At 43.6% G+C, this 26,678-nt stretch carries 28 protein-coding genes and 1 tRNA gene; 8 read left to right on the top strand and 21 right to left on the bottom strand.

All coding sequences use genetic code 11. The features are described from left to right. Positions 1-187: 187 nt before the first annotated feature. The 5 genes from ACLSSO_RS09455 to ACLSSO_RS09475 all read right to left on the bottom strand — a co-directional run bounded on the left by ACLSSO_RS09455 (position 188) and on the right by ACLSSO_RS09475 (position 4,452). Positions 188-586: a lecithin retinol acyltransferase family protein gene (locus ACLSSO_RS09455; RefSeq protein WP_413944777.1), complete on the bottom strand. Its 399-nt coding sequence runs from the start codon at positions 584-586 to the stop codon at positions 188-190. A gap of 80 nt (positions 587-666) precedes the next feature. Beyond that, complete coding sequence (locus ACLSSO_RS09460; protein WP_413944778.1) at positions 667-1,554, bottom strand: hypothetical protein; 888 nt, start codon at positions 1,552-1,554, stop codon at positions 667-669. A 112-nt stretch (positions 1,555-1,666) separates the two neighbouring features. After that, on the bottom strand, positions 1,667-2,575 hold the full coding sequence (locus ACLSSO_RS09465) for a hypothetical protein (protein WP_413944779.1): 909 nt from the start codon (positions 2,573-2,575) through the stop codon (positions 1,667-1,669). A 930-nt stretch (positions 2,576-3,505) separates the two neighbouring features. Further along, on the bottom strand, positions 3,506-3,802 hold the full coding sequence (locus ACLSSO_RS09470) for a hypothetical protein (protein WP_413944780.1): 297 nt from the start codon (positions 3,800-3,802) through the stop codon (positions 3,506-3,508). A gap of 176 nt (positions 3,803-3,978) precedes the next feature. Next, positions 3,979-4,452 carry a nuclear transport factor 2 family protein gene (locus ACLSSO_RS09475; protein ID WP_413944781.1) on the bottom strand — a complete coding sequence of 158 codons (474 nt, stop codon included), beginning with the start codon at positions 4,450-4,452 and terminating at the stop codon, positions 3,979-3,981. A gap of 98 nt (positions 4,453-4,550) precedes the next feature. Here ACLSSO_RS09475 and ACLSSO_RS09480 point away from each other — a divergent pair, with 98 nt between their 5' ends. Further along, positions 4,551-5,480, top strand: a complete 930-nt coding sequence (locus tag ACLSSO_RS09480; RefSeq protein ID WP_413944782.1) for a LysR family transcriptional regulator — start codon at positions 4,551-4,553, stop codon at positions 5,478-5,480. A 150-nt stretch (positions 5,481-5,630) separates the two neighbouring features. Here ACLSSO_RS09480 and ACLSSO_RS09485 read toward each other — a convergent pair whose 3' ends face one another. The 7 genes from ACLSSO_RS09485 to ACLSSO_RS09515 all read right to left on the bottom strand — a co-directional run bounded on the left by ACLSSO_RS09485 (position 5,631) and on the right by ACLSSO_RS09515 (position 10,119). Beyond that, the gene (locus tag ACLSSO_RS09485) at positions 5,631-5,924 is read right to left on the bottom strand and encodes a hypothetical protein (RefSeq protein ID WP_413944783.1); all 294 of its coding nucleotides are present in this window, start codon (positions 5,922-5,924) and stop codon (positions 5,631-5,633) included. A gap of 130 nt (positions 5,925-6,054) precedes the next feature. Further along, the gene (locus tag ACLSSO_RS09490; RefSeq protein WP_413944784.1) at positions 6,055-6,684 is read right to left on the bottom strand and encodes an FMN-binding negative transcriptional regulator; all 630 of its coding nucleotides are present in this window, start codon (positions 6,682-6,684) and stop codon (positions 6,055-6,057) included. 66 nt (positions 6,685-6,750) lie between these two features. After that, a complete protein-coding gene (locus tag ACLSSO_RS09495; protein ID WP_413944785.1) occupies positions 6,751-7,386 on the bottom strand; it encodes a GNAT family N-acetyltransferase in 636 nt (211 codons plus the stop codon). Between the two features lie 110 nt (positions 7,387-7,496). Beyond that, entirely contained in the window at positions 7,497-8,414 is a 918-nt protein-coding gene (locus ACLSSO_RS09500; protein WP_413944786.1) for a hypothetical protein, read from the bottom strand. A gap of 62 nt (positions 8,415-8,476) precedes the next feature. After that, complete coding sequence (locus ACLSSO_RS09505) at positions 8,477-8,788, bottom strand: KH domain-containing protein (RefSeq protein WP_295902851.1); 312 nt, start codon at positions 8,786-8,788, stop codon at positions 8,477-8,479. Positions 8,789-8,791: 3 nt separating this feature from the next. Then, on the bottom strand, positions 8,792-9,676 hold the full coding sequence (locus ACLSSO_RS09510) for an alpha/beta hydrolase-fold protein (protein WP_413944787.1): 885 nt from the start codon (positions 9,674-9,676) through the stop codon (positions 8,792-8,794). Between the two features lie 44 nt (positions 9,677-9,720). After that, a complete protein-coding gene (locus ACLSSO_RS09515) occupies positions 9,721-10,119 on the bottom strand; it encodes a hypothetical protein (RefSeq protein ID WP_295902856.1) in 399 nt (132 codons plus the stop codon). A 151-nt stretch (positions 10,120-10,270) separates the two neighbouring features. Between ACLSSO_RS09515 and ACLSSO_RS09520 the strand changes: the two genes are divergently transcribed. Continuing rightward, a complete protein-coding gene (locus ACLSSO_RS09520; protein ID WP_413944788.1) occupies positions 10,271-10,969 on the top strand; it encodes a hypothetical protein in 699 nt (232 codons plus the stop codon). Between the two features lie 160 nt (positions 10,970-11,129). Further along, a complete protein-coding gene (locus tag ACLSSO_RS09525) occupies positions 11,130-11,570 on the top strand; it encodes a metalloproteinase domain-containing protein (protein WP_413944789.1) in 441 nt (146 codons plus the stop codon). Here the strand turns inward: ACLSSO_RS09525 and ACLSSO_RS09530 are convergent, their stop codons facing one another. Next, on the bottom strand, positions 11,571-14,498 hold the full coding sequence (locus ACLSSO_RS09530) for a M28 family peptidase (RefSeq protein ID WP_413944790.1): 2,928 nt from the start codon (positions 14,496-14,498) through the stop codon (positions 11,571-11,573). A 62-nt stretch (positions 14,499-14,560) separates the two neighbouring features. Between ACLSSO_RS09530 and ACLSSO_RS09535 the strand changes: the two genes are divergently transcribed. After that, the gene (locus ACLSSO_RS09535) at positions 14,561-15,214 is read left to right on the top strand and encodes a hypothetical protein (RefSeq protein WP_413944791.1); all 654 of its coding nucleotides are present in this window, start codon (positions 14,561-14,563) and stop codon (positions 15,212-15,214) included. Here the strand turns inward: ACLSSO_RS09535 and ACLSSO_RS09540 are convergent. Next, positions 15,208-15,645: a hypothetical protein gene (locus tag ACLSSO_RS09540; RefSeq protein WP_295905613.1), complete on the bottom strand. Its 438-nt coding sequence runs from the start codon at positions 15,643-15,645 to the stop codon at positions 15,208-15,210. The genes ACLSSO_RS09535 and ACLSSO_RS09540 overlap by 7 nt on opposite strands. A 274-nt stretch (positions 15,646-15,919) precedes the next feature. Between ACLSSO_RS09540 and ACLSSO_RS09545 the strand changes: the two genes are divergently transcribed. Beyond that, complete coding sequence (locus ACLSSO_RS09545; RefSeq protein ID WP_413944792.1) at positions 15,920-16,885, top strand: RNA methyltransferase; 966 nt, start codon at positions 15,920-15,922, stop codon at positions 16,883-16,885. Here the strand turns inward: ACLSSO_RS09545 and ACLSSO_RS09550 are convergent. From ACLSSO_RS09550 to ACLSSO_RS09570, 5 genes are all read right to left on the bottom strand, one after another. Further along, positions 16,856-17,485, bottom strand: coding sequence for a hypothetical protein (locus tag ACLSSO_RS09550; RefSeq protein ID WP_413944793.1), 630 nt, complete (start codon positions 17,483-17,485; stop codon positions 16,856-16,858). The two genes, ACLSSO_RS09545 and ACLSSO_RS09550, sit on opposite strands and share 30 nt — an antisense overlap. Positions 17,486-17,508: 23 nt before the next feature. Beyond that, entirely contained in the window at positions 17,509-19,311 is a 1,803-nt protein-coding gene (locus ACLSSO_RS09555) for a hypothetical protein (protein WP_413942624.1), read from the bottom strand. Between the two features lie 63 nt (positions 19,312-19,374). Then, positions 19,375-20,118, bottom strand: coding sequence for a PilZ domain-containing protein (locus tag ACLSSO_RS09560; RefSeq protein WP_413942625.1), 744 nt, complete (start codon positions 20,116-20,118; stop codon positions 19,375-19,377). Between the two features lie 90 nt (positions 20,119-20,208). Then, on the bottom strand, positions 20,209-20,871 hold the full coding sequence (locus ACLSSO_RS09565; RefSeq protein WP_295905623.1) for a L,D-transpeptidase family protein: 663 nt from the start codon (positions 20,869-20,871) through the stop codon (positions 20,209-20,211). 156 nt (positions 20,872-21,027) lie between these two features. Then, positions 21,028-22,545, bottom strand: coding sequence for a hypothetical protein (locus ACLSSO_RS09570; RefSeq protein ID WP_413942626.1), 1,518 nt, complete (start codon positions 22,543-22,545; stop codon positions 21,028-21,030). A 112-nt stretch (positions 22,546-22,657) separates the two neighbouring features. Between ACLSSO_RS09570 and ACLSSO_RS09575 the strand changes: the two genes are divergently transcribed. Together ACLSSO_RS09575 and ttcA are read left to right on the top strand one after the other, a co-directional pair. Then, complete coding sequence (locus tag ACLSSO_RS09575) at positions 22,658-23,713, top strand: mechanosensitive ion channel family protein (RefSeq protein ID WP_295906112.1); 1,056 nt, start codon at positions 22,658-22,660, stop codon at positions 23,711-23,713. Continuing rightward, a complete protein-coding gene (ttcA, locus tag ACLSSO_RS09580; RefSeq protein ID WP_413942627.1) occupies positions 23,710-24,543 on the top strand; it encodes a tRNA 2-thiocytidine(32) synthetase TtcA in 834 nt (277 codons plus the stop codon). Before ACLSSO_RS09575 ends, ttcA begins: the two co-directional genes overlap by 4 nt. Here ttcA and ACLSSO_RS09585 read toward each other — a convergent pair. Further along, complete coding sequence (locus ACLSSO_RS09585; RefSeq protein WP_413942628.1) at positions 24,473-25,087, bottom strand: glutathione S-transferase family protein; 615 nt, start codon at positions 25,085-25,087, stop codon at positions 24,473-24,475. The genes ttcA and ACLSSO_RS09585 overlap by 71 nt on opposite strands. Before the next feature lie 114 nt (positions 25,088-25,201). On the opposite strand from ACLSSO_RS09585, the gene ACLSSO_RS09590 reads away from it, so the two are divergent. Further along, positions 25,202-25,277: transfer RNA gene (locus tag ACLSSO_RS09590), tRNA-Val, on the top strand. 18 nt (positions 25,278-25,295) lie between these two features. On the opposite strand, the gene ACLSSO_RS09595 is transcribed toward ACLSSO_RS09590, so the two are convergent. Next, the gene (locus ACLSSO_RS09595; RefSeq protein ID WP_413942629.1) at positions 25,296-26,666 is read right to left on the bottom strand and encodes a CoA transferase; all 1,371 of its coding nucleotides are present in this window, start codon (positions 26,664-26,666) and stop codon (positions 25,296-25,298) included. Positions 26,667-26,678 lie beyond the last annotated feature (12 nt).

Raw genomic sequence — 26,678 nt, forward strand, 5'->3', positions numbered from 1 at the left:
GTGTGTTCGATATCCGCTATTTTTTTGACTTTTCAAAATATAAACTCAATGTTTTTTTGTTTGTGGAAGAGTCATCAAGTAGTTTTTGAAAGCCCATTACATCCACGAATGCCACCAGGTAGCGATCATAAGAAACTAATAATTCTTCTGACATAGATTATCCTATATTGATTGTTTTTAAATGGAGCTATGCAGTCGCCACTAGGAGGGCAAAAAATCCCAAGACAATCATTGAGATTGTTTGTTCACTACGCCACTTTCCATTGTAAATAAAACGAGCAAAATCTTCGCAATTATTGGTTAGCAGATTATAAGTCGAATATTCTTTAAGGGCTTTTCGAATTCTTTCAGCGGTAATTGCTTTCTCGAGAATTCTCATCTCCTCGATATCACATTCTTGTCTGGCCGCAAATACCTCTAATGAGATCATTTCTGGCTTTTTAAATTTGGATAGATGTATGACCTGCCACCTGCCTTGGATGACTGCCAGAAATCCGTAATGACGACCAATTGGAGAGTCTAAAAGAGGTCTATAAATTAATGCACAATGATTAATTGTTAGATCTTTAAATTTTTCTGCACTCATGCGTACTCCTGCGTTTATAGAGTAGCATTTTAAAATAATTTTTGTTTATTTATGAGGTCTAGTTTTGAAGTCTACTTTTGTTAGTTCGAAAGCTTGAGGTGCTTCGACAGCCGTTTAAAATAATCTTCTGCTGTTTTGTCTTCAGGTGCCCCATTTTGGCTGAAGTACCTTTCGTAATTTTGGATTTCTTCTCCAGTGGGGATTTTTCCTAAAGTGAAAACGTTTTTAAATGTTTGTTCCCTCCCATCAAAAGATATCGCTTTAAAGTGGGCTAAGTGATCGATTGCAGAAATAGACTCTCCGAATACATCAAATGCCTTTTTGGGTAAACCGCTATTGAAGACCTCAAGGAACCAACCAAAGAGAGGTTGGTTCTCCACCTCGTGCTCTTCTTTCAGATCGCTTAAGTTAATAGGTGGCGCGCCACTGAAGTCTGCAATGAATACGTTGCCTCTGTGTCTTGCTAAAGCGTCTTTCCCGATAACAGCCTGAGCGTATGGTTTCATACTTTGAGGATTACAGTGGACGATAGCATCTCTTAGTGCACTTAGCTCAGGTAGACGAAGGGTGAGCCTATTGCCTGATACACGATTGATGTCAGAAATAACGTCTGAAAGCTTCCGATGCTCAATAGATTTTTTTGCACGATTACGTTTGGACTTATGTTTAATGGGAACGCTAGATTTGGCTCCAACCATCTCTCCAAAAAGACGAATTTTAAATTCCCAGGTTGCGACTAAACCGGATAGTTGTGCATGAAACCAATACGCCTGATTGAGTGCTCCATCTTGTATAGCTTCATACTGCTTGTCGGCAGAAAAACTATTGCTGGACTTTATATTTGCAAGAATCTCCTCCGTAGTATTTTCTAAGGCCGTCATCTGTTGATGGCTCTTAGGTCGTAAGTTCTTTACTAACACTTTGTTCATCATTGCACGAGTCATAGCCTCATCTGTGACGGTAATCATGGATATAGATTTCCAGGACTTCCATATCCTTACGGTAGCTATAAATTTTCTCTGAATGTGCAATGAGTACCTATTCAATGATTTTGAGAGGCTCATAAAAACCAATTCATCCTTATACGTTGTTGCCGGTTACGCCGAGTGAGTCGATGGGAAAATCCATCTCCCAAGAGAACGTCTCGATCCCAGTAAGGTCTAAAATGGCATCGTAAATATAAACATTATCTACGGTTTTATGTGGACCATATTTTTTTATGTTCTCCCAAAATGATCTTTGGACGTAGACTAACAGTTTTTGAGCTTTCTGAAAGACTGCTGCGTCCTCCGTCTGGCGCTCCTTAAAGTCGTCAAAAAAGCGTTTGAACTTCGGCTTTTTCGGCATTTTGTACTTTTCATTGTATGCGTCGGTTTGACGGGAGTCGCCAAGTGTATTGCCGAACCAATCAAGCTGCATAAAATCATCTTGGCTATAAGACGCGCTTTCAGATGGGCAAAAATCTAAGAGTGGGGCTCCAAGTTTCTGTAGTTTTTTACAGAGCTTCGGAGCGGACATAGAAAACAGTCTTAGAATTCTTGGGTCAATAATAATTCGCGGATAGTTGGCTTCTGGCTCCAGATTATGAGCGGTCACAAACGCTTCACCTACAAGAATGGATCTGTCTGTATCTAGATAAAGGTCTCCGATAGTAACTGCTCCACGCACCCAAATCCCAGATAAAGCTAAACTGCCTTGGAGCGAAGTGACACACTTTAAAAATTCAGCCGTGACTGAAAGTAGTTCTTCCGAAGACCATTCATTATTAATTTCTGCTGAAACTACGATCGCATCACTTACAGCCATAAGATCCAGATTCAGAGCTGCTGGTTCGTTAGGATGATAAAATCCGAATGCATCGTATGCTCCAACGAGTCCGAAATATTCATTTAGTTTTTTAAGATTTTCGGGGTTCGAAGTAAGTAACTTCTTAAATCCCATGACATCCAAGACAGCTACAATTCGTTTTTTGTCATAATTAATATTCATACATATCCTCTACGTCGTATTTACTTTCTCTTCTTCAGAGTTGATATAAATCTGATAAGTCGTGCGTTTTGGTCGTTGTCCCCAAAGACAATAATCGCAAATGATAATAATAGAAACCATGATACTGCGATTACAATCATCTGAGCGGTGTCGCCCCCGACTAACACGAACACCTTGTTTTGAAAAAGATTTGTCATAAATTCTTCCATTCCTTTCGCTAAAAAACTTTCGAGGTTCTTCGAAAAATTTCTAGTAAGTGGAAGTTGGGCGATCTTCTAAAAGAAGTTCTGGTTAGGTTTTGTACTTATGTCAACAGGGGCAAAATTAATGTGGATAACTATTTTTTGAATGTGGAAAAGTGCCAGTGATTATTACTAAGTGGTGGCTTGCCTTCCCCCTTTTTAAAACCCCCTCGGAGAGGGCCGCAGCCTAATAAGTAGACTCGCACATCTCAATATATGACCTAGCGCATCATAAAAATTTTGGCAGGTGGTTGAACCCACTTTGAACCGAGTTCGAACCTACTTATTCTAAGTACTGAGCAAAGTATTAGCCTCAGCTGGGGTCAAATCGTTCTTAATGTAGATATGATCAAGCTTCACAAGAAGACCGGCCGAGACTCACCAAGATCTCCGACAACGCCCTTCGTTCTAGTGGCGTTTGTGGATATTTCTACACTCCGCCAGTAGAAGGTTTCAGTTTTACAATATTCTCGGAGCCACTAACGGTAGGAATGCATCATCGGATAGTTTCGACGTCGCTTGTGGGTCTCGTAGAAGAGCAAGATAAGACGTTGGGTTTTCAAACTGCAAACTCTCGATATTTGTTGGAGATTTTTGATGATCATGATTCTGATCTCTAGGTTGTGACGAAGAAGTTCTAGACTCGCACAAACAAGTCATAGACTTACCCTGGATCTCTTTTTACCACTTAATCTGCTTGTGGCGGCGTTACGATGCTTAAAGCATTCATTTCCCAGGTTTCTTTGCCGGATGGATCTGTTGTCACAATCACTGTCGCAAGTAATCGCTCTGAAATGGGATCAAGTCCGTCATTTGGGTCCGCTATACATGTTGCTGCGATGGATTTAGCTATCATTTTGTAGTTTGATAGCGTTGGCTTAAGGTCTATGGATCCATATTCTTGAAAATCAGAACATACAAATGAGCCACCATGTTTTGTGTAACTTTCTTCGTGCGACTTATATTCTTTTGATGAGCGAATCACTGATTCTGCTTGATTAAAAGAGCTTTAGATACATTTGAGATAAAGATAAAACTGAGAATAGCGAAAAGATATTTTGCTTTCATAGGTTCTCCTTAAAACGAAAAACGCTATCACATTCCTACCAAGACGTTCGTTAGAAATTTGAAAGAAAGGGGATAGTGAACCCCTCTCCCCGTCTATTTAACGTCGCAATCCCAGTGCTCGACGATCTTTCCGTTGTGAACGCGAAACATATCAAACCAGGTTGTGGTGTAAGTAGAACCTTTAGCGTCTTTCATTTCATTCACAAACGAGAATGTCACAAAATCTCCCTCTGCTTGGATTGACACAAGTCCGTCCACTGTATCTGGAATTTTGCGTGGTCCACCGAATTTAGAAAAGAAATCCAGAAAACCTTTCAGTCCCGTTTCCACATTGGGATTATGCTGAATATAATCTTCACTTAGAAATACAGGCGCTTGGTCTAAATGCAATCCCGCTAGAACAATGCGCGAAAAATCATAAACGAGTCTCTTATTTGCGGCTAATTGTGGATCAGCACTAACTAAGAGCTGCTTCTGATCGAGGGCTGGCGTCACAGGCACGCTGGCAAGAGCTCCAGTCGCATAAAAAACTAAGTTGATCATTAGAATATAGAAAGCTGTTTTCATGGAATCTCCTTTATAAAGAGATCAATAACCCAGAAAAAATGAAAGAAATAATGCATAATATGTATACGATGATATAAGTTTTTGTTATCAAATGTTTTATGAACAAAAAACGACTCGCAGAACATCTCGAAAAGCTTTCTACCTTTAAGGTCGTGGCCGATTTAAAGTCTGTGCATAAGGCTTCTTCGCAACTGGGCCTTACTCAGCCGGCAGTGAGTCGCACTATTAAAGTGCTTGAAGATGTCCTTGAGTGTCAGTTGATGGAACGAGAATCCCGCGGAATAAGACTCACCCCCGAAGGCCAACGTCTTTATGGCTATGCAAAAATCATTGCGAAAACTCTGGAAAACTTTGATGCTACCGGCGATAATACTCAAACTGAGTCGGGACCTTTGCGAGTGGCGACTTATGACAATATCGCTTGTCGTATTATTTCTGGATTGGGAAAAAAACTCATTTCGGAACTCCCCCATCTATCCATTTCTGTAGGGGGACCGAACTCACGAGTTTTAGGTGATCTTGTCGGCGGAAAATTCGATTGCGCTTTTATTGCTCAACCTCGTGTCGTCTCTGGCCTTGAATACAAAAAACTCTTTACCGAAAGATATGGTCTTTTTGTTTCTAGCGACTTCTATAAGAAAAATAAACTGAACGGTAAAAAAAATCTGCGCATTGATGATCTCAAAAGTTTCCAAGTTATTGCGATGCCCGATGCGATTGCCGGTACCAATAAAAATATCGATCGACTTCTTTGGGAAATAGGCCTTAAAAATCCATTATCTGTTGATAGCTACGAAGTTGCCATGCGACTCACTGAAGAAGGTCTTGGAATAGGTATTATGCCGCTTTCGACCGCATGGAGAAGTCTTCGTGAAAATCGTTTGCGTGAGCTTCACCTTAAAGACGTTCCGAAATCCTCTTTGGGACTTCATCATCTGACTCTTTGCTGGAACCCCAAGCAAATGCATCCAGGAATTACCGTTTTTGAAAAAATACTGACGGACTTCTTTTTAGAAGTTAAATCATAATTTCTCGCCATATTATGTTTCTTTTTTGAATCTACGCGAAAGACTATGATAGAAAATAACGGTGCTCTCAGGCCGGTTCATTACCTGGTTTACATGGGAGTGACATCATTAAATTATGAATCTCGACCTGGACCACCGTGTGCAGATTGATTATTGAGCTAAAAATTCGCCGATGATTTGATTTGCGGAATCTTGCGTGTATTCAGGTGATAAAAGCATTTCAGAAAGAGTTAGAATTTCTTCGTCATCCAGACGAGATCTTACACACTTGTCTAAGATCAAAGCTTTAACGACTTCGCTTTGCACAGCTTTAAAAGGTAAATCAACAAGGCGCATTTGTTCGATTTTCTGAGTCGTTTTTTTGCGGGCCTTGCAGTACTTTGCCGGCGCCGCTTGAATTTGGAAAGATGTAAGTAACATTGTAAAGGCGATGAATGATTTCATAAAAACTCCTTTGATAAGTCCGCAAAAATATATCAAAGGAGATTCTGAATTTCTTAATTTAATCGCAAGACTCTATTCTTTTCCCGGCGGCGCTAAGAGATAGCCATTTGTTCACAAACGGTGAACGGCTTTATTTAAACTTTTCTGGAGTTGTGAGTTTCATGTATTTCAAAAGCTCGCGATCGTTTTCTGATGTGCGTTTTGAAAACTCCTCAATGACACTCCAGTAATCGTCTTTATCGCGGTTTTGACTCAATTTAAATTTGGCATCCACTGAAGTTGCTCTTAACTTGATCCAAACAATGGCTTTTAAAAGACCTTCATGAAAATCTTGCGGCAAATCGTAATTCCAATTCGTGCCATTTTTAGCTTCATAATGATTCACCAAACGATTCATCAACCCTTGGACGGTCGTTGCATCCTTAATAATTTCACAGTCACAAGACGCGTGAACGGCCGTATAATTCCAAGTAGGAACATTGAGCGGGTCTTTATAATAAACCGGTGAAATATAAGCATGAGGACCTGTAAAAACCACCGTCGCTTTTAAACTTTGAGAGAGCTGCTTCCACTGAGGATTTCCCAAAGCCAGGTGAGTCCAAAACACCAACGTCTCCCCTTCTTGATCGACAAGAAAAGGATAGTGATTTGCAGTAACTCCGTCAGAAGATGAATTTATTAAAGTGCCAAAGCTGTGGTCTTCGACGAAAGACTTAATCAGTTTAAGATCTTCTACTTGGGAATATTTCGGAATGTACATGGTGGCTCCTTCATCTTTGAGTCTACATAAACTCGTCAGAAAAAGAACAACCAGTTTAATAAAATTTTAGAGACCAGTTCCCAAGTGGATTTCTTGAGATGGGAAAACGGAAGAAGTGGTTTTGTAGAGTCGACCACTTTGTCGAGAAAACTTCTCAAAAAACTTCTCGCGCTGACAGACTGTGATCACGGATGTTCTTTCAGGAAGCTTGACAACTTCGCGTTTTTCAAAGCAATTGTCTTGAGCGTAACGAAGAACTTTAACATTACGAATGTCGGGCTCACCGATCAGATTCTGCGTGCGCGGATCTTCAAAGACCATTTTTGTGAAGGCGGCAATCGAAGCCGATGTGTGCGTACGACCTAGGTAATCTGTTTCACCAATTAAGAAATGCAAACCCTGATCGTAAGGCTCTGTTTTGATGTACTGACTTAAAATATCTTCTTTAAGCCAATATTTTTCCCAATAGCTCACCGGCTTTCCATCGATCATACCAATGTAAAGTTCCTGGTGAGCATCTTCGAGTTCAGCAAGGAGCTTTTTAGCCAAATCCTCGCGGGATTTATTAAGGCCCCACCACTGCGCAATATACGGCTGATTCATCCATTTAGAATAAATCGCAAAGTCTTTTTCAAAAGACAAAGGTCGGAAGGAGTAATAGGTATCGTTTTTGTCGTTATAGACTTCAAACTCACTGCGCATAGCCCTTATTTTTTAAAAGGGCTTTGCGAGCAAGACAAGGCGCCCTCAAAAAAGGGCTTTAAGTGAAAAGGAATTGAGGTGTAATTGAAAACGAAATGGGAAAACCCCGTTTAAAACGGGATCACACCGAAAGCACCTGCGTCGAGTTTCTCTCCGTTAAGGTAAATCTCTGGAGCTTGATTGGCCTTTGTGATCACAACCACCCGAATCGCGCCTTGATTGGACTGACCTTCAAAGAGAAATCTCGACTCCATTCCTTGTTCCGTACCCACGGCTTCCATGGATAGAGGACCGCGAACCGTGTCGCCATTAGATAGAGCCAACATCAAAGAGCCGCTTCCTTCAATACGCATTTTCATTGTCTGGGTCGTTTCGGTTTGCGTGACATCGGCATTGCCATTAAAGCGCAGATTGATCGCAAAAGAGCGAAGTCCTGATAAATCAGAAACACGCTGACTGCGAACTTCGCGAGATTCTGAATTTGTGCCTTCGACTCTCATCACGATACGAACGGATTGCGCGGCCTGATTTAGGTTGATCAAATCGTAAGTTGTAGCTGTGGAGTCCGTTTTGCTGACAAGAAAGGGGCACGTGTTACCACTTGTAGACATTGAGATACTTTGAGTTTTGGTAGAACCCTGACGGACATCGCCGCTTTCGGTTTTACGAGCATCGTTGATTGTACAAGTTGTTCTGATTTCATTTACAAAACGCAGACCCTCGCTATTTAGTTTTTTAAAGGCCTCTTGGCGCTCCGGACTTCCATCCCAAATTTGCTTTAGGTCAGAGCCATCAGCAATCACATTGAAGAACGCGGCATCTGATGGAATGTATAAATTCGAATCTTTGATTGAAACCATCACATCTTTTAAATAACTCACTGGCGCTGCGTTGGTTGGTTTATGCGAAGGTTGGAAATCTTTTGAAAAAGTATAAAGACCTGGGTTGTTTTTGTTATTGCTTCCGCTGTCTGAACACGCAGTCAAGAAAGCACAGGTTGCAAGCAATGAAGATAAAATCAGTTTCATAAGCTCTCCCTTTTAAGAGAGCTTACGCTAACACTGTTATTTGAAATAATACAAATTACTGATTAAACAGGAATCTCCACAATCGACCTTATTCCGGTGCGGGCCGTCATCGCATGCACAACAGCCCGCAATCCCATGATTGTTTTTCCTTGAGTTCCAATGACTTGCCCGAGGTTTTCTTTGGCACAGTTCACACGATAAACCGTGGTTTTAGGACCCACATAAGTTGTGACGGTCACAGTTTCAGGTTGGTCGACGAGCAAGCGAACAATGTGCTCCACCAAAAGACGAATCTCTTCACGGTAAGCCTCTTGATCTATGTCAGAGCCTTTCTCTTTACGTTCTTCATATTTGTAGGCTTCCATATCATTCATACTTTAATCTCCCATGATGAAATTGGCTGTGGCTCGGCGGTTGAAATTGCAATGCGGTCCAGGAACTGGAACCCAGCTTGAAAAGAAATCCATGGCGCTGGCCAAGGCTGAGAACTCTTCAGCGCCTTCTTGAAATCCATAGCTGTCCCAGATTCCAATAGAGACATAAAATTTGGGTTTCTTTTTCCCTTTAAAATTTTTCAGAAGTCGGATCGGATCGTGATTCTCCCAATCTTTTTGATTAAGAAAAATCGATCTGGAAATTGAAAGCATTTTTCGCACAAGTCTCGGTATCGCATGCGTGCGATAAATATAATTATCTATTTCTTGATTTGAAGAGTATGGACCCACGGCTGTGATCGCTGGACAAAGCAAAGCCACACGAGAGAACATCTCGGGATATTGCAAAGCGATTTCCGCTCCGTTAAATCCACCCATGGATTGTCCAATAATGTGCCTGCGCCCGCCATTCAGTCCACCCATTTTCTTTTCCATCAATGGGATAATGCCTTTTGCAAAAAGCGGCAGAATCGGAAAACGTTTGTTGTTCACCAAAAGCCACGACGGTCCAAAAGAAATTCCCACGATCCGCGGCTTATAGCCTTTAAACTGCCACCATCGCTGAATCATCAAAGTCCCCAGACATTGTGTAAACCAAGTGTCTTCCGAGCCATTCAGCCCATGGAAGAAATAGACAATGTCGTTGTTATTGGTGGCTTCTTGATTGCGATAACAAAAGTTAAACTTTACACCTTGGAGTTTTTCAGTCCCGCAAGTGTATTTTTGCCGCTCTATTGAAACTTCATCTTGAGATACTTCGTCAGGTTCATTTGCTCCGGAAGATACTGAAACGCACAGAAGGAGCAGAATACATGAAAAGATCTTCATAGCCTCCCCCTCTGCTAGCAGAGTCCCTTGAGGCATTTGAAAAATCAATTTGCAATATCGAAATCTTCTTGGACTCTGTCTTTAGACACCAACACTTGTTCACCGGTGTTAAGACATTTTAGATAGAAGTGATTGTAACCTCTGTTAGTGATCACAAAACGACGCGGATTTTTTGGTGTCAGTTTTTTCGCCAACACAGATCCGACATCCAACGTTTCATATTTACGCAAAAGCTTTTCAGAAACATTATTGCGTACGAAATGAAGCCACAAAGCCGCAGATAAAATTGCAACGGCAACCACATAGGGCAAAACCCAATGAATCTTGTTATTCATCAAAGCCGTGAAAGACACCGGCGCCAGCACAGAAACTAGAACGATCGCTGCCGTCAGGATTCGCTCTTGTTTTTGGTATTTTTTAAATTCTTCGACGAAAGAAGACATGAAGAGGCCTCGCTACATTCACTAGGTAGACAACTATAGAATCACGAATGGTTAAAAAAGTGCGAGTCCAGATTTGGTTATTTTGATGATGTCGTGCAATACAGGCTGACAGCCCATTTCACGTAAGGTGAGCTTAAAGAACGAGGTGAAAATGAAACTACTGAAAACCGCTTTTATCTTATCATTTGTTGGGATTTCGTCAGCATTCGCTCAAGATCCTGTTTGCCAGAATAAAGTTGAAAGAGGCGGCAGCATTCAAGTACAAATGCGCCCTACTGGAAATGGAGAATGTTTCGTATCTGTTCACAGTTTCAAAACGTCAGGTCTAGTTTATCGCGATTATCTTTTTTCAAAAGATGGCAACTTCATGGTGTTTAATTCATACGGTGACGGCTCCATCTCTGAAACAACAGGGGCCCGTGAGTTCTTTCTTTTCCCACACCGTAACGTAATTCCGCAATTCAACTGGAATAGTGAAACTCGTCGTCTTGAAGTCACGGCGGTCGACGGACACGTTTATCATTTCGATTATGAAACAGCAGAGATCGCAGAGATTTCGGATGCGAAAGTCACAGTGGCTTCGAGTGTGAACCCCAACAATCGCGGAGGGGTTGAAATTAAAAACTATAAAGGTTTAATTTTGGATGCGGGATTCACGATGGGTCGAGCTCCAACAGAGAACATGAAGGCGACCTCTGTCTTTACAGATGAAAATGGCAAGACATGCAAAGTGTATAACGGTGACATCTTCGAACTCACTTCAACAGGAGATGTACGTCTCAGTGTCACGGATCAGGAGTTAGCAACCTTCCTAAAAAAGCGCTGTCCACAGATCAAATTTGCTCCCTAAACAGGTGAGATCATTAAATTTTACGAGCAACGCTCCTGTGACAAAAGGGGCGTTACTGTCTAGTCTCTAACAGCTCATTTCGCATATAAAGCTTCTGGGAGGGGTATAAAATCTGCACCTCCCCGCCTTGTTAATATTTTAATATTCTTGGAGGTTTTTTATGCGTAAGTCTTTGATCGTTTTGGCTCTTCCTTTTTTATTTGCTGCTCAGGCACAGGCTTCAGCCTTTGATTCTTTGAATGATCAAAAACTTCAAGAGCAGGCTTATACACTTTTGGAAAACAATGCAGATTCTATCAGAATGTCAGGTGACGTTCATGACAGCGAAAGACTTTCAGACATCTTAGGAAAAGTAAGAGCCTATAATGATGAAATTTTAAAACGCCTTGAAGAAGGGCGCGATATCGAAAATCTGGAAAGCCCGATTTCGGGTGTCGATACAAAATGCCAAATTCAACAAGATGAAAAGACAGCTGATTGCACTCTGTTTATTTCTTACCGTCCTATGGGAGAAACAGGCGTCCAATTCACAGTGCTTCTAGATGCGCAAAAGAACGCCGTAGACATCGTCCGCAGCGTTCTTGTTTCACGTGGTGACTAATTATTCTTTTAGCTTAGGCGTGATCTTAAGATCGATCACCTTGCCATCACGAAGCACCTTCATCACGGTTTCTTTGTTAGGTTTCACCGATTGAAGAGTGTAAACGTAATCGTAAAGGTTTTCGATCTTAGTTCCGTCAAACTCAACGATAATATCTTTTTCTTTAATGCCGGCTTTTTCAGCCGGACTTTCTTTCGATGCTCCCGTGACGCGAACACCTTTCACACCTTCTTGCGAATAATCAGGAATAGTTCCCAAGTACACACGGAAGGTGCGGCCTTCAAGTTTGTTTTGTGAACTGGCGACCTTCACATATTTCACCATAGGCACTTTAGAATCGCTTAAAAGGTCCGTGAAGCCCTGAACGGCCTTAAGAACTTTAACAACCCCTTCATAGTTTACAAGATCGGCTGTGTCGCGAGGCGTGTGATATTCACCGTGAGAGCCCGTAAAGAAATTCGCCGTCGGAACGCCCGCCATATAAAAGGACATGGAGTCTGTTGGCAAATAAGGATCTTCTTGCACGATCATCGGAACTGCTGTGCGAATGCCTACTTCTTCGGCCAACTGTGACCATGTATTTCCTGAACCCAAACCTTGAACAAAGACACGGCCGTTGAGGCGACCGATCATGTCCATGTTGATATAAGCTGAGATATTATGTTTCACCATATCTTTAGTGAAATGAGATGAGCCCAAGTTACCAAGCTCTTCGCCTGACCAAACGGCAAAGTACAAATTCTTTTGCAGCTTATGGGGAGAATTCTTTTTTAGATCAGCATAGTAATGGGCGAGTTCCATCACACCAGAGACACCTGAAGCATTGTCATCAGCACCAAAGTGCGAACGACCCATTTCAGCGCCACGAGCAAGACTGCTTCCAAACTGTCCATGACCTAAGTGATCTCCGTGAGCGCCGATCATCACAGAAGAAGTCGCACCTTTGACAGCGAGCTTCGCCAAGACATTCGTGCCTTGCGATTTTTTGAAATGCAGATCGACTTTGGCTTTCAAATAAGCAGAAGGAATTGTGATACCCTCAAGAACTTCCCCACGGTCGAGTTTCTTTTGGAGTGCGCTTAGATTGTGACCCGCATATTTCACAAGGTCTGTGGCTGCATTTGTCGAAAGACGGATCACCGCAAGCGTGCTTTCAGAAAGCGACCCTTCAAACTTAATCTGTCCGAATTTCTCTGGCAGACCGCTTTCAACACCATTTGCGACAAGAATGCCAATCGCCCCTTCATTTCTTGCGACAGTCACCTTATGTTGCAAACGAGAATACAAATTTAAATAATGGCGACGCTGCGAGGGAACGTCTGCAGGAAGGTCATTAAGGACTAAAACCCATTTTCCTTTAACATCAAGACCTTTGTAGGAATTGTATTCTGTCTCTTTATCACTAGCTGGAGCTTTGATGCCATAACCTGCAAACACAATCGGAGCTTCCCTGAACTCACCTGTCTTTGAGAATGAAATCGGTTCGAAGTCTTTAGAAACTTCGTATTTCTTTTGATAAGAACCAACGACTTCAAGTGAATTCTGAGGTCCTAGCTCCACACCTGAAGTGAATTCGAAAGTCTGAAAGAACGAGCCATTAGGACCGGCACCTTCAAGCCCCCAAGACTTAAAGAGTTGCGCGAGCTTTTCTGTATAAATCTTTTCTTCGCCTGAACCTGTGCCACGTCCTTGGAATTCTGGAGAGGCCAAGTAGTAAACCCATTTCTTTACGTCATCCACTTTAACTTCTGGAGACAAAGAGCCCGCGGCCGGATCTTGTGCAGAAAGACCTAGAAGTTTTCTCGCTAAGACATCGTCCCATTTTGCGATCATGATTTGTGATTCGCCTTTTTCATTTCGATGAGTCCAGGAAAGGCTGTTGCCATCGGGAGTAAATACCGGAAGACCATCAAAGCCATCATCAAAAGTCACGCGCACTGGAGCCTTTGTTCCCTTAGCATCCACAATGAAAAGTTCAAAGTTGGAGTAACCAAGAACACTGGACCCGAAGATAATGTAATCTCCTGATGGATGAAAAAAAGGCGCCCAAGACATGGATTTTAATTGCGTGACTTGTTTTTGTTCAGAGCCATCCACGTTCATCGTGTAGATCTCTGCTGTCGCGCCATTTGGTGAGAAACGACGCCACGTGATCTTCTTACCATCAGCGCTAAAGAACGGCCCCCCATCATAACCTTTTGAAGTCGTCAGGCGTTTTACTTGAGTGCCGTCAGCCTTCATGATGTAGATGTCCATCATGTAGGAAGGATCTTGTTCAAAGAACTTCTTATCTTCACCTTCTAATTTTTCTGTGTAGCCCGCACGATTGGAAGCAAAGGCAATCCACTGGCCGTCGGGAGAGTAAGAACCCTCGGCATCGTAACCTTTTGAAGTCGTTAAGCGCTGAATGTTTTTACCATGAAGATCGGAAGAGAAAATATCGTAGTTCTCATCAAAGCTCCAAGAGTAGCGAGCTTTCACGGCCTTCTTGCGGTTTTCATATTCTTCCGCTGTTTTCTTTTTCGTCTCTGGATCTAAATGTGTCGAAGAATAAAGAACCTTCTTCATGGATGGATGAATCCAGCCACACGTTGTTTTACCAGCGCCTGGGGAAACGCGCGTACTTTCACCCGTCACAAGATCAATCACAAACATCTGGTAAAATGGATTTCCCGGTTCGCGTTCGCTTTGGAAGATCATCTTCTTACCGTCAGGACTGAAATACCCCTCGCCCGACTTTGGACCTACAAAAGTCAACTGGCGGGCTTCGCCGACAAGAGCATTCTTTTCACTCGAGAAAGCACCAGAAGCAACCGGAGTCTCAGAGGGAGATTTTGTGGGTTTGGCTTCCTTAAATTGACAGGAAGTTAACGAAGAAACAAGAGGGAAAATGCAGCTAACTGTAAGAAGAACTTTCACTTTTTTCATAGTGCGTGTAGCCTAAAAGGAGGGCTTTCCTAAGTCAACTCAAGCAAAGGAAAAGAAACTATATGATGCGCACGTTTCATGGAATTATCATTTCCCTTTCACTGACGGCCTGTGCAAGCACTTCTCCCTATGCACTGTCTTCGCTGAGCTACTCTGAAAAAGATTTAAAAGCGGCACCCAGCCGTGGTGTTGCTTCGGTGGACTCTAAAAAAGATAATAATAAATCCTATCTTTCCTTAGAACTTCCTTATCCGGCGTTTGAGAAACTTCGCGGAGACGTTGAAAAAACTCAACACGTGTCTTTGCAACATCGCGGAGAAGCTCACATCACAGTGATCACGCCGCCGGAGTATAAGAAAATCCAAAAGAAAGTTTCGATGAAAGAAATCAATGCTCTAGCAAGCGAAATGGGTTTGCAGAAGGCGCCTTACAAACTTTTGTGCGTGGGAAAAGGTTCCATTAAAGATCACGGTAAAGATGAATCGACATATTATGCCGTTGTTGAATCCGATCGTCTTTTCCAGATTCGCAAAGCCGTGCACTTGCTTTACACTTCCAAAGGTGGAAAAGCCGAAGACTTCAATCCGGAAGCCTTTTATCCGCATGTGACATTAGGATTTACACAAAGAGATCTTCACTTGGAAGATGGTGTGATTAAGGACGCAAGTTCTTGTATCTACTCTTTGCGTCCTCACGATGAAACGAAAACTCAGTAAGTCTTAGAAAGGGCGCGATCTAAATTTTCATTCGCGCCTGAGCCTGGTCCCAACCACAATGTGGTTTCTTCAATCAAAGAACCATCTTCGAAACGGCAGATATTAAAACTCTGCCCTTGCGTGTCTTTACCGGTCACAAGCTCCGCATCGAAGGCCCCACAAACTCCACCGCGAGGTGAAGAGGAGTTTCTATTTTTATAAGCTTGAACAGCCTCTGTAGGACCTGCATTTGTTTTAAAAAGGAAGAAAGCCTCAGCTCCGATACCAGCATCTCCGAATAGGCACATGGAAAGTTCGTCTGAACCGCCTTTAAGAACCCAGAATTGGCCTTGATCGATACGGCAAGTTCTCATCCAAGGGTTGTTGTTAGCTGCCCAAGATGCCGCGCCCAAAGAAATCATCATGAATGAAAGAAATAAAACTCTCATCATCCCCCCAAAGAACTGGTAAAATATGTTTCAAGGAATATAACAGCACAAAGGTCGGGGCAAGCATTCAATGCCAAACTTGTTAGAAAAAGAGAACTTTGACAGAGACACCAAGGTGCTTTGTCCCTACAAAGATGTTTGCTCGGGATGTCAATCCCTGGAAGTGCCTTATGGAGCGCAGACCGACGCCAAAAAAACTCAATTATTAGAACTATTTAGGGGTCAGAACTTATCCTATTTAAAGCCTCTCAAAGTGCTCTCAGCAGGGCCCGCATACTTGCGTGATCGGTTGGATTTCAGCCTCGAAAATGGCCGCTTCGGTCTTTACCACAAAGGCCAGCGCGAGATCGTAGACCTTGAAACTTGTGCACAGCTTTCACCCGCTTTGCAAGAGTGGCTCACGGAGTTTCGCAAGATTCAATGGCCTTTTGCAAAGGGCTCCATCCGTTTGAGAGTTGGCCCTGAAGGACAAAGGGGGGTGTGGCTTGATTTCGCCAACGTCGATATTAAAACATTGCTCGATGAGAAAAATATTCTGAGAGGACTTCAAGAGAAAGCCTTTGTTGAAATCGGACAACGCCGCAAAGTTCCTGTTTGGAATGGACAAGAATACAAACTTCGCGATCCGGAATTAAACGTGTGGTTCCAGACTTGGATGAAAGATCGCCCTGTGGATCTTTACTGCCAGGTTGCGAGTTTCACGCAGCCGAGTCTTCGTGCAAATAAAATTATTTGCGATGTGATTAACGGATGGATTGAGTCTTTTCCCAAAGCGCGCCTCATTGAGTTTGGTTCCGGCATTGGAAATCTCACACTCCCAGCCTTGGCAGCGTCTGAGCATCTGACAGCTTGTGAAATTGATGAGTTGTCGCTGGAAGGTTTGCAAAAAACTTTAGAAAATCTACCGCCAAGTCTGCAATCTTTGCGCGAGAAAATTGAAATTCATCGGGGAGATTTTCAGAAAAAACTAACAAAAGATTTTTCTGAGTTTGACGGCGTTTTAGCAAATCCTCCCCGTTCGGGTCTTATGGGATTTTTAAATCCGCTGGAAGAATTATCGGAAGAACAACGCCCGCCGTTTTTTATTTATATGTCATGCTTTCCTGAATCTATGGTGAAGGATTTAGAGCGCTTACAGAAATGCGGATACTCGATCGAAGAATGTTTCATCATCGACCAGTTTCCGCAAACAGCGCACTATGAAGTGTTAACTTTACTTCAAAGAAAAAAGACGGAGACCTGAGAAGATACCCGGAAGGTCTCTTCCTAAAGCCAATGAAAGAATTGGCAGCGTGATAACACCTGTTAGTAAAATCAAAGTGCTACGCAAGGCTACTTTCAAAATATAACCGGATTGCAGGCGTTCATGAGGTTGTCCTAAACGCAGATCACAAGCCCATTCGCCGATGGTTGACCCCATAAAGCTGCGAATGGCGATCATATAAAGCCAACCACAGACGAAAAACACTTCCGCAAAGAAGATCAACTGATGTTGACTGTGCTTAAAACCACCTAAGAGCGCACCGAATGATGTTTTCACAATCATTGAAAACGCCAAAAGAAAAACACAGCTTGCTGAAACTAAAATCAAGGCATCAATAAAAGAAGCCAACCACGACCACAAAGCGAGTTTATAGCCTTTGCGACGCGCAGAAGGACCACTGTGAAAGCCTGTGCTCTCAAACTGCAAACCTTTGCGATCTTTAAAAAGATTATTGATTTTAGAAGGCGCAGGTTCTGGACGACGGCGACGGATCGCCGGGCCCCTTAACGGCACAGGGGCTTCTCTTTTTTGAGGAGCCCGCTGTGGAGTGATTTTATCGTTTTGTTTATCGATATACATCCGTGTGTCTCTTTTCAGAGAGCCTAGCGAACTCCGCCGGCTCTTCCTGGTTCATCCGTTTTCGTTCCCCCCTCAGTCGTCGGTGTCGGAGGAGGAACTATCACTGGCGGCGTACAAACTCCGTTGATCATCGAGTTTGGAGCTGGGCACGGCGCTGGAGGCGGCGGTTCTACAACAGGTGTTGTTGGAGAAGTCGTCGCCGTCGGCTCTGGCACTGGAGCTGGTGGAACATAAGTCGGAGTTTGCGCTTTGGCTTTGTTTTTATCTTTGAACAACCACCAGAACAAACCAAGAGCTGCGATACCAACACCCACTGGGATGATCCAGTTTTTGTTACGGCACCAGAAGCCACAGTCATCAGCTTTCTTAACATCTTTACCGCCTGGAAGGTCGCCTTTGCCACCTGTCTCAACGATCATACAGATGCCGCCTTCGCCCTCTTTTTGACCTTCAGGACATTTACAGCCTTTTCCATTCGCTGTTGGACTAGCTCCGCCTGTTTGGTCATTACATGTTTGCGTCGGAGGATCTGGCAATTTTCCTGGAGGCGTGATCGGCTCAGGATTCACCGCGAATGTTTCCAATGCAATCATACGTGTTTGAAGTTTTTTACAAGCGTCGTCTTGTTCTTTACGTTGTTGAGTCACTTTCAACAAAGGTGCTGTGCTACATTTTTGATTTGCATCGTTCAACATATCACGAAGCTCACCCAAGAACGGTTCAATTTCTGCTTTTTGAGATTCAGGAATTTTACCTTCTTCGTTCAACTTCAAATCTACTTTTTTACCAGCAGCATGTTCCAAGTAAGACTCAATGATACGTTTTTTATCTTGAGGCGTTCCTACCGGAGAAAGATCATTACACTTTGAAGTCGCGTATTGAATTTCAGAACCACCAACGCAATAAGAAGCGCCACCAGCTTTAAAGCCGTAAACCAACGGATTACAAGCTACAGAGTTGCCAGAGCAGCTACCACGGCGCGCTTCCATTTGACCGCGAAGATCCGCGTTCAGTGCGCCGCCTTTTTTCTCACTACCGCAAGAATCATCTTTACCGTATTTAGAAATATAACCGGCAATGATACAGTTTTGGCCTGTTAAAGCTCCTGCGTAAGCTGTGCCTCCGAAAAGAACCTGAAGAACGTATTCATATTTATTTTCTGGCTGATAAGAAGCTCTTTGATTTTTGCTGATAATTTTAATCACTTTGTCAGCCGCTTCCATAGCCATACGCATACGAACCATGTATTCCGCTCTTTGACGGGGGCTGAGTTGTTTATACTCCGTCCAGGATAAAACCGGGTTGTTGCTCACGCGACCTTGTTTTCCCGTTTTCAAAGCTTTATTGATAGTCGGATCTTCTTTTGCCAACTTTCCAGCAACATCATTAAAGCTGTTATAGTTCATCAATTCTTTTTTCGAGAAAGACACACCATTGACTTTGAGTGGTTTGTCTTCATCACCCGTGTAAGTCAAAGTCGCTGATTGGCCGTCTTTTGTGAGAGTCAAACGCACTTGCTCATTGCCATCGGAATCTTTGAAGCTTGTCGCTTCAATGTTTGGCATAAGTTCATTGCGGTTCAAACGAACCCATTCATCCATTTGCGTTTGCAATTTATCTGGATAAACGTGACGAACCATCTTCCAGTATTCACCCACAGTCATTTTCTTTGTCGTGAGACCTGTTTCTTTCAGATATTGATTGATCAGTTTCTTTTGCGAAGCTGCCGCTGCGCCTTCTGCCAAAGGAGAAATACACATCGTAACGACGGAAACTCCCGCAGCGAAATTTTTAAAGAAAGAAAAAGGTTTCAACTTCCATTTCATAACGACCTCATGCTTTTGAGTCTTTTCGGTACACTTTTTAAAAAACTTAACAAGAACCCGGACTTATCCCGGAGATTCGTTCGATGTCTCAATTTGAGATCGAATCCAGTCCAAAAGATAGCCTCGATCTCTTTGCTCCAACTCTTTAAACTTCAATCGCAAGACATTATCGCGGTACTCAACCACCCTGGCCTTGACCTTGATATTGCGAATCTTAGGAAAGATCACGTCCACGTATTTAAGCTCTTTGGAAGTGCCTTCCATGTCCCGCTTTAAAAGCACACGGGTGCCCGCAATAGAGATTGATTCCGTGACACCTTCAAAAATATCCTGACCGACAATGTTCACGGGCGTGCGGAACTCATAACGATGTGCTGTTGGGAAAAGCCAACGCGCACGGCGATCCAAGTAAGGAAAACGGAAATAAAACGCAAGAATCAGAATGGCGATGGTCACAAGACTTGAGAAAACAAGCTGCCATTGCGCGAAGGAGCCTTCGTGAGAAAGATCATGAGAAAAGAAGCGATAAGCATTGATCAATAAGACCAGACTCAAAGAAACAATCGCAAGAGACCACGATGTTTTATGAGGACGGAATAACAGAACACCTGTAAGAAATAAAAGACTTAGCCACAGCCAATCGAGCGTTGAAACACTCTGCAAGAATGCAAAAAGAACGGAAGGTTCATACCACCCAGACACTCCACTTCCGGCAAAGCTAATCAGCAAATTTCCTAAAGGGGCGAGAATAAAAAGAAAAGCTAGAAGAAAAACCCCTGTAGGTCTTTTTAGCTCCGCCTGTGTCATTCAACCTCCACACCTGATGCTAAACGAAACAGGCTTGACTGAGGATGATTTTTGCGCGAGCTAGACCTTAGCTAGGGGTTTGTCGAACGATTAATTTCTTTTAGCCGGGATGGAAATCGTTGTTCTTCCATCATCACTCTTGTCGTCCGTCGTCATTTTGCAAATTTCAACAAGCGTGTTTTCCTGAACTAAAGAATAAATATCTGCGATCTGCTCGTTCGTCACTGCCACGCAGCCGCGCGTCCAGTTCATCGGATGAATCGCACCGACCACCTGACGTTTTCTATCATCACTTGGAAGACCGTGAATCATAATGTCGCCGCCTGCAGACTTACCTTGGGCCTTGGCGAATTCTACGTCCTTCTTGTTAGGATAAGAAACATGAAGAGCTTTGGTGTATTCACTTTGTGGATTTTTATAATCGACGTAGTAAATGCCTTCAGGAGTTTTTCCATCTCCTTCAAATTGTTTGTGACCAACAGGATTTGAACCGAAGGCCACAGGGTAAACTCTAAGCATTGTTTCGCCCGAGATCAGATAAAGCTCTTTGCGGTCTTTAGAAACCACGATGCGCTCAATCTTAAGGCCTTCATCTTTGATTCTTTGTACAGACTCTCGAGAGCGATCTAAGAGCTTGTCCACCTTTGTGATGTCATCACAGAACTGGTAGTTCTTATCCGCAGCTTTAGAGCCGGCAAATACGTTGGCAGAGAACAAGCTAATAGTCAGAATTGTAAGTAGAGAGTTTTTCATGGATTGAATTTATATCACAGGCCCAGGACTTTCGCACCGACTAACAAATTAAATTTTTTCGTGATGTTTTCTCTCTGCCAAAGACAAATAAAAAGGTCCCTGTGTTTCCACAGAGACCCTGTTTGTCACTTGTGTCTGAAAGTTCGTCAGCCGTTTTTAACGAACAAACGAAGAGCATGATTGAATGCAGCTTTCACGAGCCATTTTCACTCGAGGAGCCATACACTCCGGAGTGCCTTTGTGACGCACAACCGAGAGTGTTCCTACATTCGGCGTATAGGTCTTATTAGAGACTTTGGCCATACATGCATAGTACGCATACTTCTCAAGACCCGTTTTCATTTTACTGCTCGTTGGCAGATAGTTGCGGGCTTCATAGTAGTTAATACCAATGCCACCTTTGCTCGGAGCACTTTGCGCAACTACAAAATTAAAACCGTCTGAAGTGATCTTTTTGCAATCCGCTTCGGTTTTCGCTGAAGCAATACCGAAAGGATCTGCACCCACTTTATCAATCAAAAGAACGTGTCCGTAAACAGCAACAATATCTCCTGCTTTCATAGAAACCGCTGGTGTCACAGAGATTTTACTTAAGCACGTCAGACCGTTGTCTTGAGGCTCTACGTAAGAGCTAGATCCCCACGCCCAAGAGTCTGAAGCTTTCAGAGCGCGGCCGGCTTTGAGTCTTAGTCCTGCCGTCGCCATGGAGGTGAAGACATATCCAGAGCAGTCAATACCTAGAACACTTGTGCCGTCACCGTTATTTTTAAAAAGATCAATCGGAGAGTCCGTCGCTGTTGTCGCGTAGGGCTTTCCACCGTAATCATAAATCAATGGATTGCTGCGAACATTGAAGCAGCCTTGTCCGTAAGAACTCATATCGCGCACGTAGTAGTGCGTGCTTTGCACCTTCGAAAGGCTTGCGATCATACGCTTGCTGCCGACACCATCGGAGTGTTTACCGACGATGCTAATACCTTGCACCTCAGGAGTTTGATCATTCATCGACGGAAGTTGGATGCTTTGGCAACTTTGATAAGCCGTCGCAAAAGCCCAACGACCACCAAAGACCGACAACGGCGTTCCCGAATTTAAAGCTTGTTGTTTGTGATATTCATAATCACGGTTCGGTTCCGGCTGTGTTGGCGTTACACCGGCTGTTGTGTTGCTATCGCCGGAGGGAGCCGGGCAATTAAGTTCAAATGATTGAACTGTTTTTTGAAGCTGGTTGAAATTGCCACGCACTTTGTCTTGCATGTAGGAGCGGAAAACCGTTGTGCGGTCTCCGACGTCGATCGCCGACAACAGAATCAAAAGCTGTTCTGGCGTTTCAACGCGCTCGCCTTGTGGTGCTTCGGATAAAAGTGAATCCACCAACTGATCAAGGTCTTTGGAAAGACGCTTCACATCACCGGATGTCAGTTGCGGATTTTGCTCCGCCAACTTATCCACTTGGTCATGCATGGCCTGCTTCATGGTATCGGCCGTGGGAATGGATTTCTGCTCCAAAAGATAAGTTTTAAGGCCATCCCAGAGCTTTGTTTCTAATTCCTTGTCCTTACACGCGATGTCTTGCGCCGTTTGTGAAGCAATGTTGTTTGCAGCTTCGTATCCTTGCGGAGCGCAAGCCGTCATCATCATCCCTAAAGCAAAGTATAAACTGTGTTTTTTCATGCTGTCTTTATCGGCAGCTTCGAGGACACAGATTACACTCCTCACAAATTTTAGACTCGACTAGACTAAAAAATAGTCACTATAATAGGACTTTAAGAGGGACCCAAATACCATGGCAGAAAAGTTTATCAAAATTCAGGCACTCTATGGGCTTTTAGAGCTAGAACCCTTCATACTTTTGGGCTGTTTGATCGCCATCACTTGGGTGTTTTATAAGTTCTTCCTGCGTGAAGCGAGCGAGGAAAGACATCGCAGTCTGCGCAATCATTTCAGAACTTTGCTTCGTCATTACGTCGTTCTGAGTTTTTTATTTCTTGTTTTTATCTTCTTACAAACTTCCGAACCGCAACTAGGAACACTCGCCAAGGTCACACCTTATGTGGCACTAGTGACTTTCATCTGGGGTAACGTTGTTTTTGTTAAAACCTCTCGCTTGATCATTCTTCAGTACTTGTTTTTAGGTTCTATGAAGCACGGCGTGCCTTTGCTTCTGGTGAATATCTTTTCTTTGATTCTCTCCATTGTGCTTTTATTCTGGGGCATCACTCATGTCTTTGGACTTGAGGTGGGGCCGCTTCTTGCGACATCGGCGGCGGCTTCCGTGATTCTGGGTTTGGCGTTGCAAGATACTCTGGGAAATCTTTTTGCCGGAATCTCTTTGCAGGTTGATCGCAACTTTGAAATCGGGGACTGGCTTGAAGTTGTGAGTGGAATTCAAAAAACCACGGGACAAGTGCGCGAGATTACTTGGCGCTCAACAACACTGGTGGGCTTTTCAGATGAGTTGATCACTCTGCCAAATCGTTTTATGGCCAATGCTACGATTTCCAACTTCTCCCCGCCTGAAAATCCGATTGTTCGTCGTCAGATCTTCCGTTTGGCTTACGGGGAGAATGTCGAGCTGGCAAAACAGATTCTCGAACGCACCGTCGCCGGAATCGGCGAAATTCGTGGTATTCCAGCGCCTTGGGCTTATGTAAGTGACACCAATGAACATTGGATTGAAGTGAAAATTATTTATTTTATCGACAATTACGGATCGCAATTCAATATTGGTGATAAGGTTTATGTCCGTGGCGTTGAGGCTTTGCGCTCAGCGGGTCTTAAATTAGCTCGACAAACCTTTGAGATTTCAGATAGAAGTGCTCTGCCTGTGGAGCCGACATGAAAATAGATTTCGAAAACCCTTTAGCCATTAAAATTCGCAAACAGATTGTCCAAGCTTTGAACGACTTCAATATGATTGAAGACGGAGACAAGATCATGGTTTGTGTTTCTGGCGGCAAGGATTCGAGTGTTCTCTTGGCTTTGCTCACAGAAATTCAGCGCCGCTCGGAAAGAAGATTTCATCTGGAAGCCGCAATCCTGGATCAAAAACAACCGGGATTTGATGCTGCGAAATTCAAATCCTGGGTTGAAGGTCTTGGCATCAAACTTCACGTTATTGAAAAAGACACATATTCAATTGTGAAAGAAAAAGTGCAAGGTGGAATTTATTGTTCGCTTTGTTCCCGTCTTCGTCGCGCGATTTTGTATGATTTTGCTTATGACAATGGATTTACAAAATTGGCTCTGGGACATCATCGTGATGACGTCGTTCATACGGCTCTTTTAAATCTTTTCTATGTCGGAACAACGGCGAGCATGCCTCCGAAACTTCTTTCTGACGATGGAAGAAATATTTTAGTTCGTCCCTTGTCTTATGTTTCAGAGAGAGAAATCGAAGAACTTGCCGCGATCTGGGCATTCCCAGTCATTCCCTGCAATCTTTGCGGCTCTCAAGATGGATTAAAACGTCAAAGAGTGAAAAAACTTGTTCGAGATCTCGAAAAAGAGATCCCAAACATCTATGCTTCCATTCAAACGGCAATGTCCAACGTGAAACCCAGCCAGATGATGGACCAAAACCTTTGGGATTTTAAAAATCTTAAGGCAGAACCTTCTTCACCGCAGGTCGCTCACTCACCTTCTGAATCCAGCGAAGAACTGAAGGTTTAGATTCAAACCATTCCGGCTTTGATTTTGTGAATCCTACGATCCACGGGTACGTCGCGATATCCGCAATCGTGTAGGTGCTTCCAGCAAGATATTCGTTTTTTTGAAGCTGAAGCTCCATGACTCCGACAAGGCGAATGCACTCTTTTTCAAAGCGTTCAATGAATCCTGGATTTGCAGGCTTCATCGTATTCACGCCGTAATAGTAATTCCCAAACATCGGACCGATTGCTGACATCTGAAACATCACCCATTGCAGAGTGTGCGCTTTTTCTTCAAGACTGTGACCGATAAAGCTTCCGTATTTCTCGGCGAGATAATAAAGAATCGCACCGCTTTCAAAGACCGTGGTCTTATGATCGTAAGGACCATGGCGATCCACAATCACCGGGATTCTACCGTTGGGATTCATCTCTAAAAACTCAGGCGATTTTTGTTCATTTTTAGAAAGATCCACTTTGTGTTCTGTATAAGGAACTTCAAGCTCCTCCAACATCAAAGCGATTTTGCGTCCATTGGGAGTGCTGGCTGTGTAGAAATCGATCATGGCGTCCTCCAAAGTCTTAAGATCATCTCTTATTTCTTGGCGATCAGACACCCCTGACCCTCCGCATCTATGATTGCCGCACCGAATGATCGGTGTTAGTTTTTTATCTCTTGTGCGGATATAGCGTAGTTGGTAGCGCGCTTCCTTGACATGGAAGAGGTCACTGGTTCGAGTCCAGTTATTCGCACCATTTTTTTAAATCAAAAATTTAAAACTCAGCCTTAGCAGTTCCCAGTGGAGCTGCAGGAATTCTCCACTGCCCTTTTTCTCCATCAATTTCCCCCGGCGGCCGAACTCGTCTTACAGGCCCCCAATAAGTTATGTCGTCAATCATCGCGGATTCAAAATACGAGGCTTCAGGTAAGGAAGAATGAATATTCCCACCTGGTCCTTTTAAAAGGACGTTGGCAGCACCCACCAAGGAACCCTTCACAAAACAGTTTGTCCGATTTTTATAAAGTTCCGTAAGAGCCCGACAAACACCCGCAGCAAGCAAAAATCCGACGCCGTGATCTAAAGCCTGAGCCGGAAGAGGATATGGTTTGGGAGAGTTCTTGGCTTGTGCTCCGGCAGCGGCAATTCCCGTGCTCATCTGCACAAGGCTGTCGAAGCCGCGACGGTGTTTCCAGGGACCATGCCATCCATAAGCGTTCATAGTGGCAATTATCAAAGAAGAATTTATCTGCAGCAAACGTTCTTTGGTAAAACCAAGTTTGTCCAAAGCTCCCGGACGAAGTCCATGCACCAGCACATGAGCTTCTTTTAAAAGACCTTCGAAAACCTTTTTTCCATCAGAAGTTGAAATATCCAAAAACGCGCAACGCTTTCCCACTGTGGTTTCAGGAAGAAGAGCTGCAACCTCCGTAAACCCGGGTGGATCAATTCTTAAAACGTCGGCTCCCTGAGAACTGAGAAACCTTGTGCATTCAGGCCCTGCAATCACACGTGTAAGATCTAGCACGCGAATTCCAGAAAGAGGCTTTTCTGAGGAGGAAACCGCGCCAAAGGTCGCTTTCTGGTGCGTCGACATTTTTTCTAAAGAAATCGGAAGTTCCTGTGTCGCGTATTCGCCATGAGAATGCGTCTGCCAACTTTGATAATCACGCAGAACCGCCGCACACCCACCGGCCTCGACAACAGATTTTTCAAGTTCTTCGGAATTTAAGGAAGCCACTTTGGCTGAAACCTCTTCGCGATTTGCGGAAACTTGAAGAACCTTTAAAACCGCTTGAAGATGATAACTGTAATTGGTGTGCAGACGAATCCAGCCATTGGCCGTCATGTAATCCCCTGCAATCGGATCCCATGCCGCCGGAATTTCCCAACCCTGGCCTTTTAAAAGAACTTCAGAGCGAAAGGCTGCGCAGGCCTCCACACGGTCCACTTTAACAGAGGAAATTTTTGTGGAATTCATTCGCGCCGCTTTTAATTCAGCAGCGGCGAGGTTCGCTATTGCGATCACCTCGCTTGCAAAACCTGAGACATCAAAAACCGAAGGAAGAATTTTTTCAGGACCAGAAAAAGAAATCTGGTGAATATCATCTCTGTGACCACTTAAAAACTGCCAATAGGAGTTCATATAAAAATCCTA

The organism is Bdellovibrio sp. HCB-162 (genome assembly GCF_047344985.1).
GTDB lineage: Bacteria > Bdellovibrionota > Bdellovibrionia > Bdellovibrionales > Bdellovibrionaceae > Bdellovibrio.

Coding starts and splice junctions, on each gene's coding strand:
- ACLSSO_RS09455 (WP_413944777.1), bottom strand. CDS start 586: ATGAGTGCAGAAAAATTTAAAGATCTAACAATTAATCATTGTGCATTA.
- ACLSSO_RS09460 (WP_413944778.1), bottom strand. CDS start 1,554: ATGATTACCGTCACAGATGAGGCTATGACTCGTGCAATGATGAACAAA.
- ACLSSO_RS09465 (WP_413944779.1), bottom strand. CDS start 2,575: ATGAATATTAATTATGACAAAAAACGAATTGTAGCTGTCTTGGATGTC.
- ACLSSO_RS09475 (WP_413944781.1), bottom strand. CDS start 4,452: ATGAAAACAGCTTTCTATATTCTAATGATCAACTTAGTTTTTTATGCG.
- ACLSSO_RS09480 (WP_413944782.1), top strand. CDS start 4,551: ATGAACAAAAAACGACTCGCAGAACATCTCGAAAAGCTTTCTACCTTT.
- ACLSSO_RS09485 (WP_413944783.1), bottom strand. CDS start 5,924: ATGAAATCATTCATCGCCTTTACAATGTTACTTACATCTTTCCAAATT.
- ACLSSO_RS09490 (WP_413944784.1), bottom strand. CDS start 6,684: ATGTACATTCCGAAATATTCCCAAGTAGAAGATCTTAAACTGATTAAG.
- ACLSSO_RS09495 (WP_413944785.1), bottom strand. CDS start 7,386: ATGCGCAGTGAGTTTGAAGTCTATAACGACAAAAACGATACCTATTAC.
- ACLSSO_RS09500 (WP_413944786.1), bottom strand. CDS start 8,414: ATGAAACTGATTTTATCTTCATTGCTTGCAACCTGTGCTTTCTTGACT.
- ACLSSO_RS09505 (WP_295902851.1), bottom strand. CDS start 8,788: ATGAATGATATGGAAGCCTACAAATATGAAGAACGTAAAGAGAAAGGC.
- ACLSSO_RS09510 (WP_413944787.1), bottom strand. CDS start 9,676: ATGAAGATCTTTTCATGTATTCTGCTCCTTCTGTGCGTTTCAGTATCT.
- ACLSSO_RS09515 (WP_295902856.1), bottom strand. CDS start 10,119: ATGTCTTCTTTCGTCGAAGAATTTAAAAAATACCAAAAACAAGAGCGA.
- ACLSSO_RS09520 (WP_413944788.1), top strand. CDS start 10,271: ATGAAACTACTGAAAACCGCTTTTATCTTATCATTTGTTGGGATTTCG.
- ACLSSO_RS09525 (WP_413944789.1), top strand. CDS start 11,130: ATGCGTAAGTCTTTGATCGTTTTGGCTCTTCCTTTTTTATTTGCTGCT.
- ACLSSO_RS09530 (WP_413944790.1), bottom strand. CDS start 14,498: ATGAAAAAAGTGAAAGTTCTTCTTACAGTTAGCTGCATTTTCCCTCTT.
- ACLSSO_RS09535 (WP_413944791.1), top strand. CDS start 14,561: ATGATGCGCACGTTTCATGGAATTATCATTTCCCTTTCACTGACGGCC.
- ACLSSO_RS09540 (WP_295905613.1), bottom strand. CDS start 15,645: ATGATGAGAGTTTTATTTCTTTCATTCATGATGATTTCTTTGGGCGCG.
- ACLSSO_RS09550 (WP_413944793.1), bottom strand. CDS start 17,485: ATGTATATCGATAAACAAAACGATAAAATCACTCCACAGCGGGCTCCT.
- ACLSSO_RS09555 (WP_413942624.1), bottom strand. CDS start 19,311: ATGAAATGGAAGTTGAAACCTTTTTCTTTCTTTAAAAATTTCGCTGCG.
- ACLSSO_RS09560 (WP_413942625.1), bottom strand. CDS start 20,118: ATGACACAGGCGGAGCTAAAAAGACCTACAGGGGTTTTTCTTCTAGCT.
- ACLSSO_RS09565 (WP_295905623.1), bottom strand. CDS start 20,871: ATGAAAAACTCTCTACTTACAATTCTGACTATTAGCTTGTTCTCTGCC.
- ACLSSO_RS09570 (WP_413942626.1), bottom strand. CDS start 22,545: ATGAAAAAACACAGTTTATACTTTGCTTTAGGGATGATGATGACGGCT.
- ACLSSO_RS09575 (WP_295906112.1), top strand. CDS start 22,658: ATGGCAGAAAAGTTTATCAAAATTCAGGCACTCTATGGGCTTTTAGAG.
- ttcA (WP_413942627.1), top strand. CDS start 23,710: ATGAAAATAGATTTCGAAAACCCTTTAGCCATTAAAATTCGCAAACAG.
- ACLSSO_RS09585 (WP_413942628.1), bottom strand. CDS start 25,087: ATGATCGATTTCTACACAGCCAGCACTCCCAATGGACGCAAAATCGCT.
- ACLSSO_RS09595 (WP_413942629.1), bottom strand. CDS start 26,666: ATGAACTCCTATTGGCAGTTTTTAAGTGGTCACAGAGATGATATTCAC.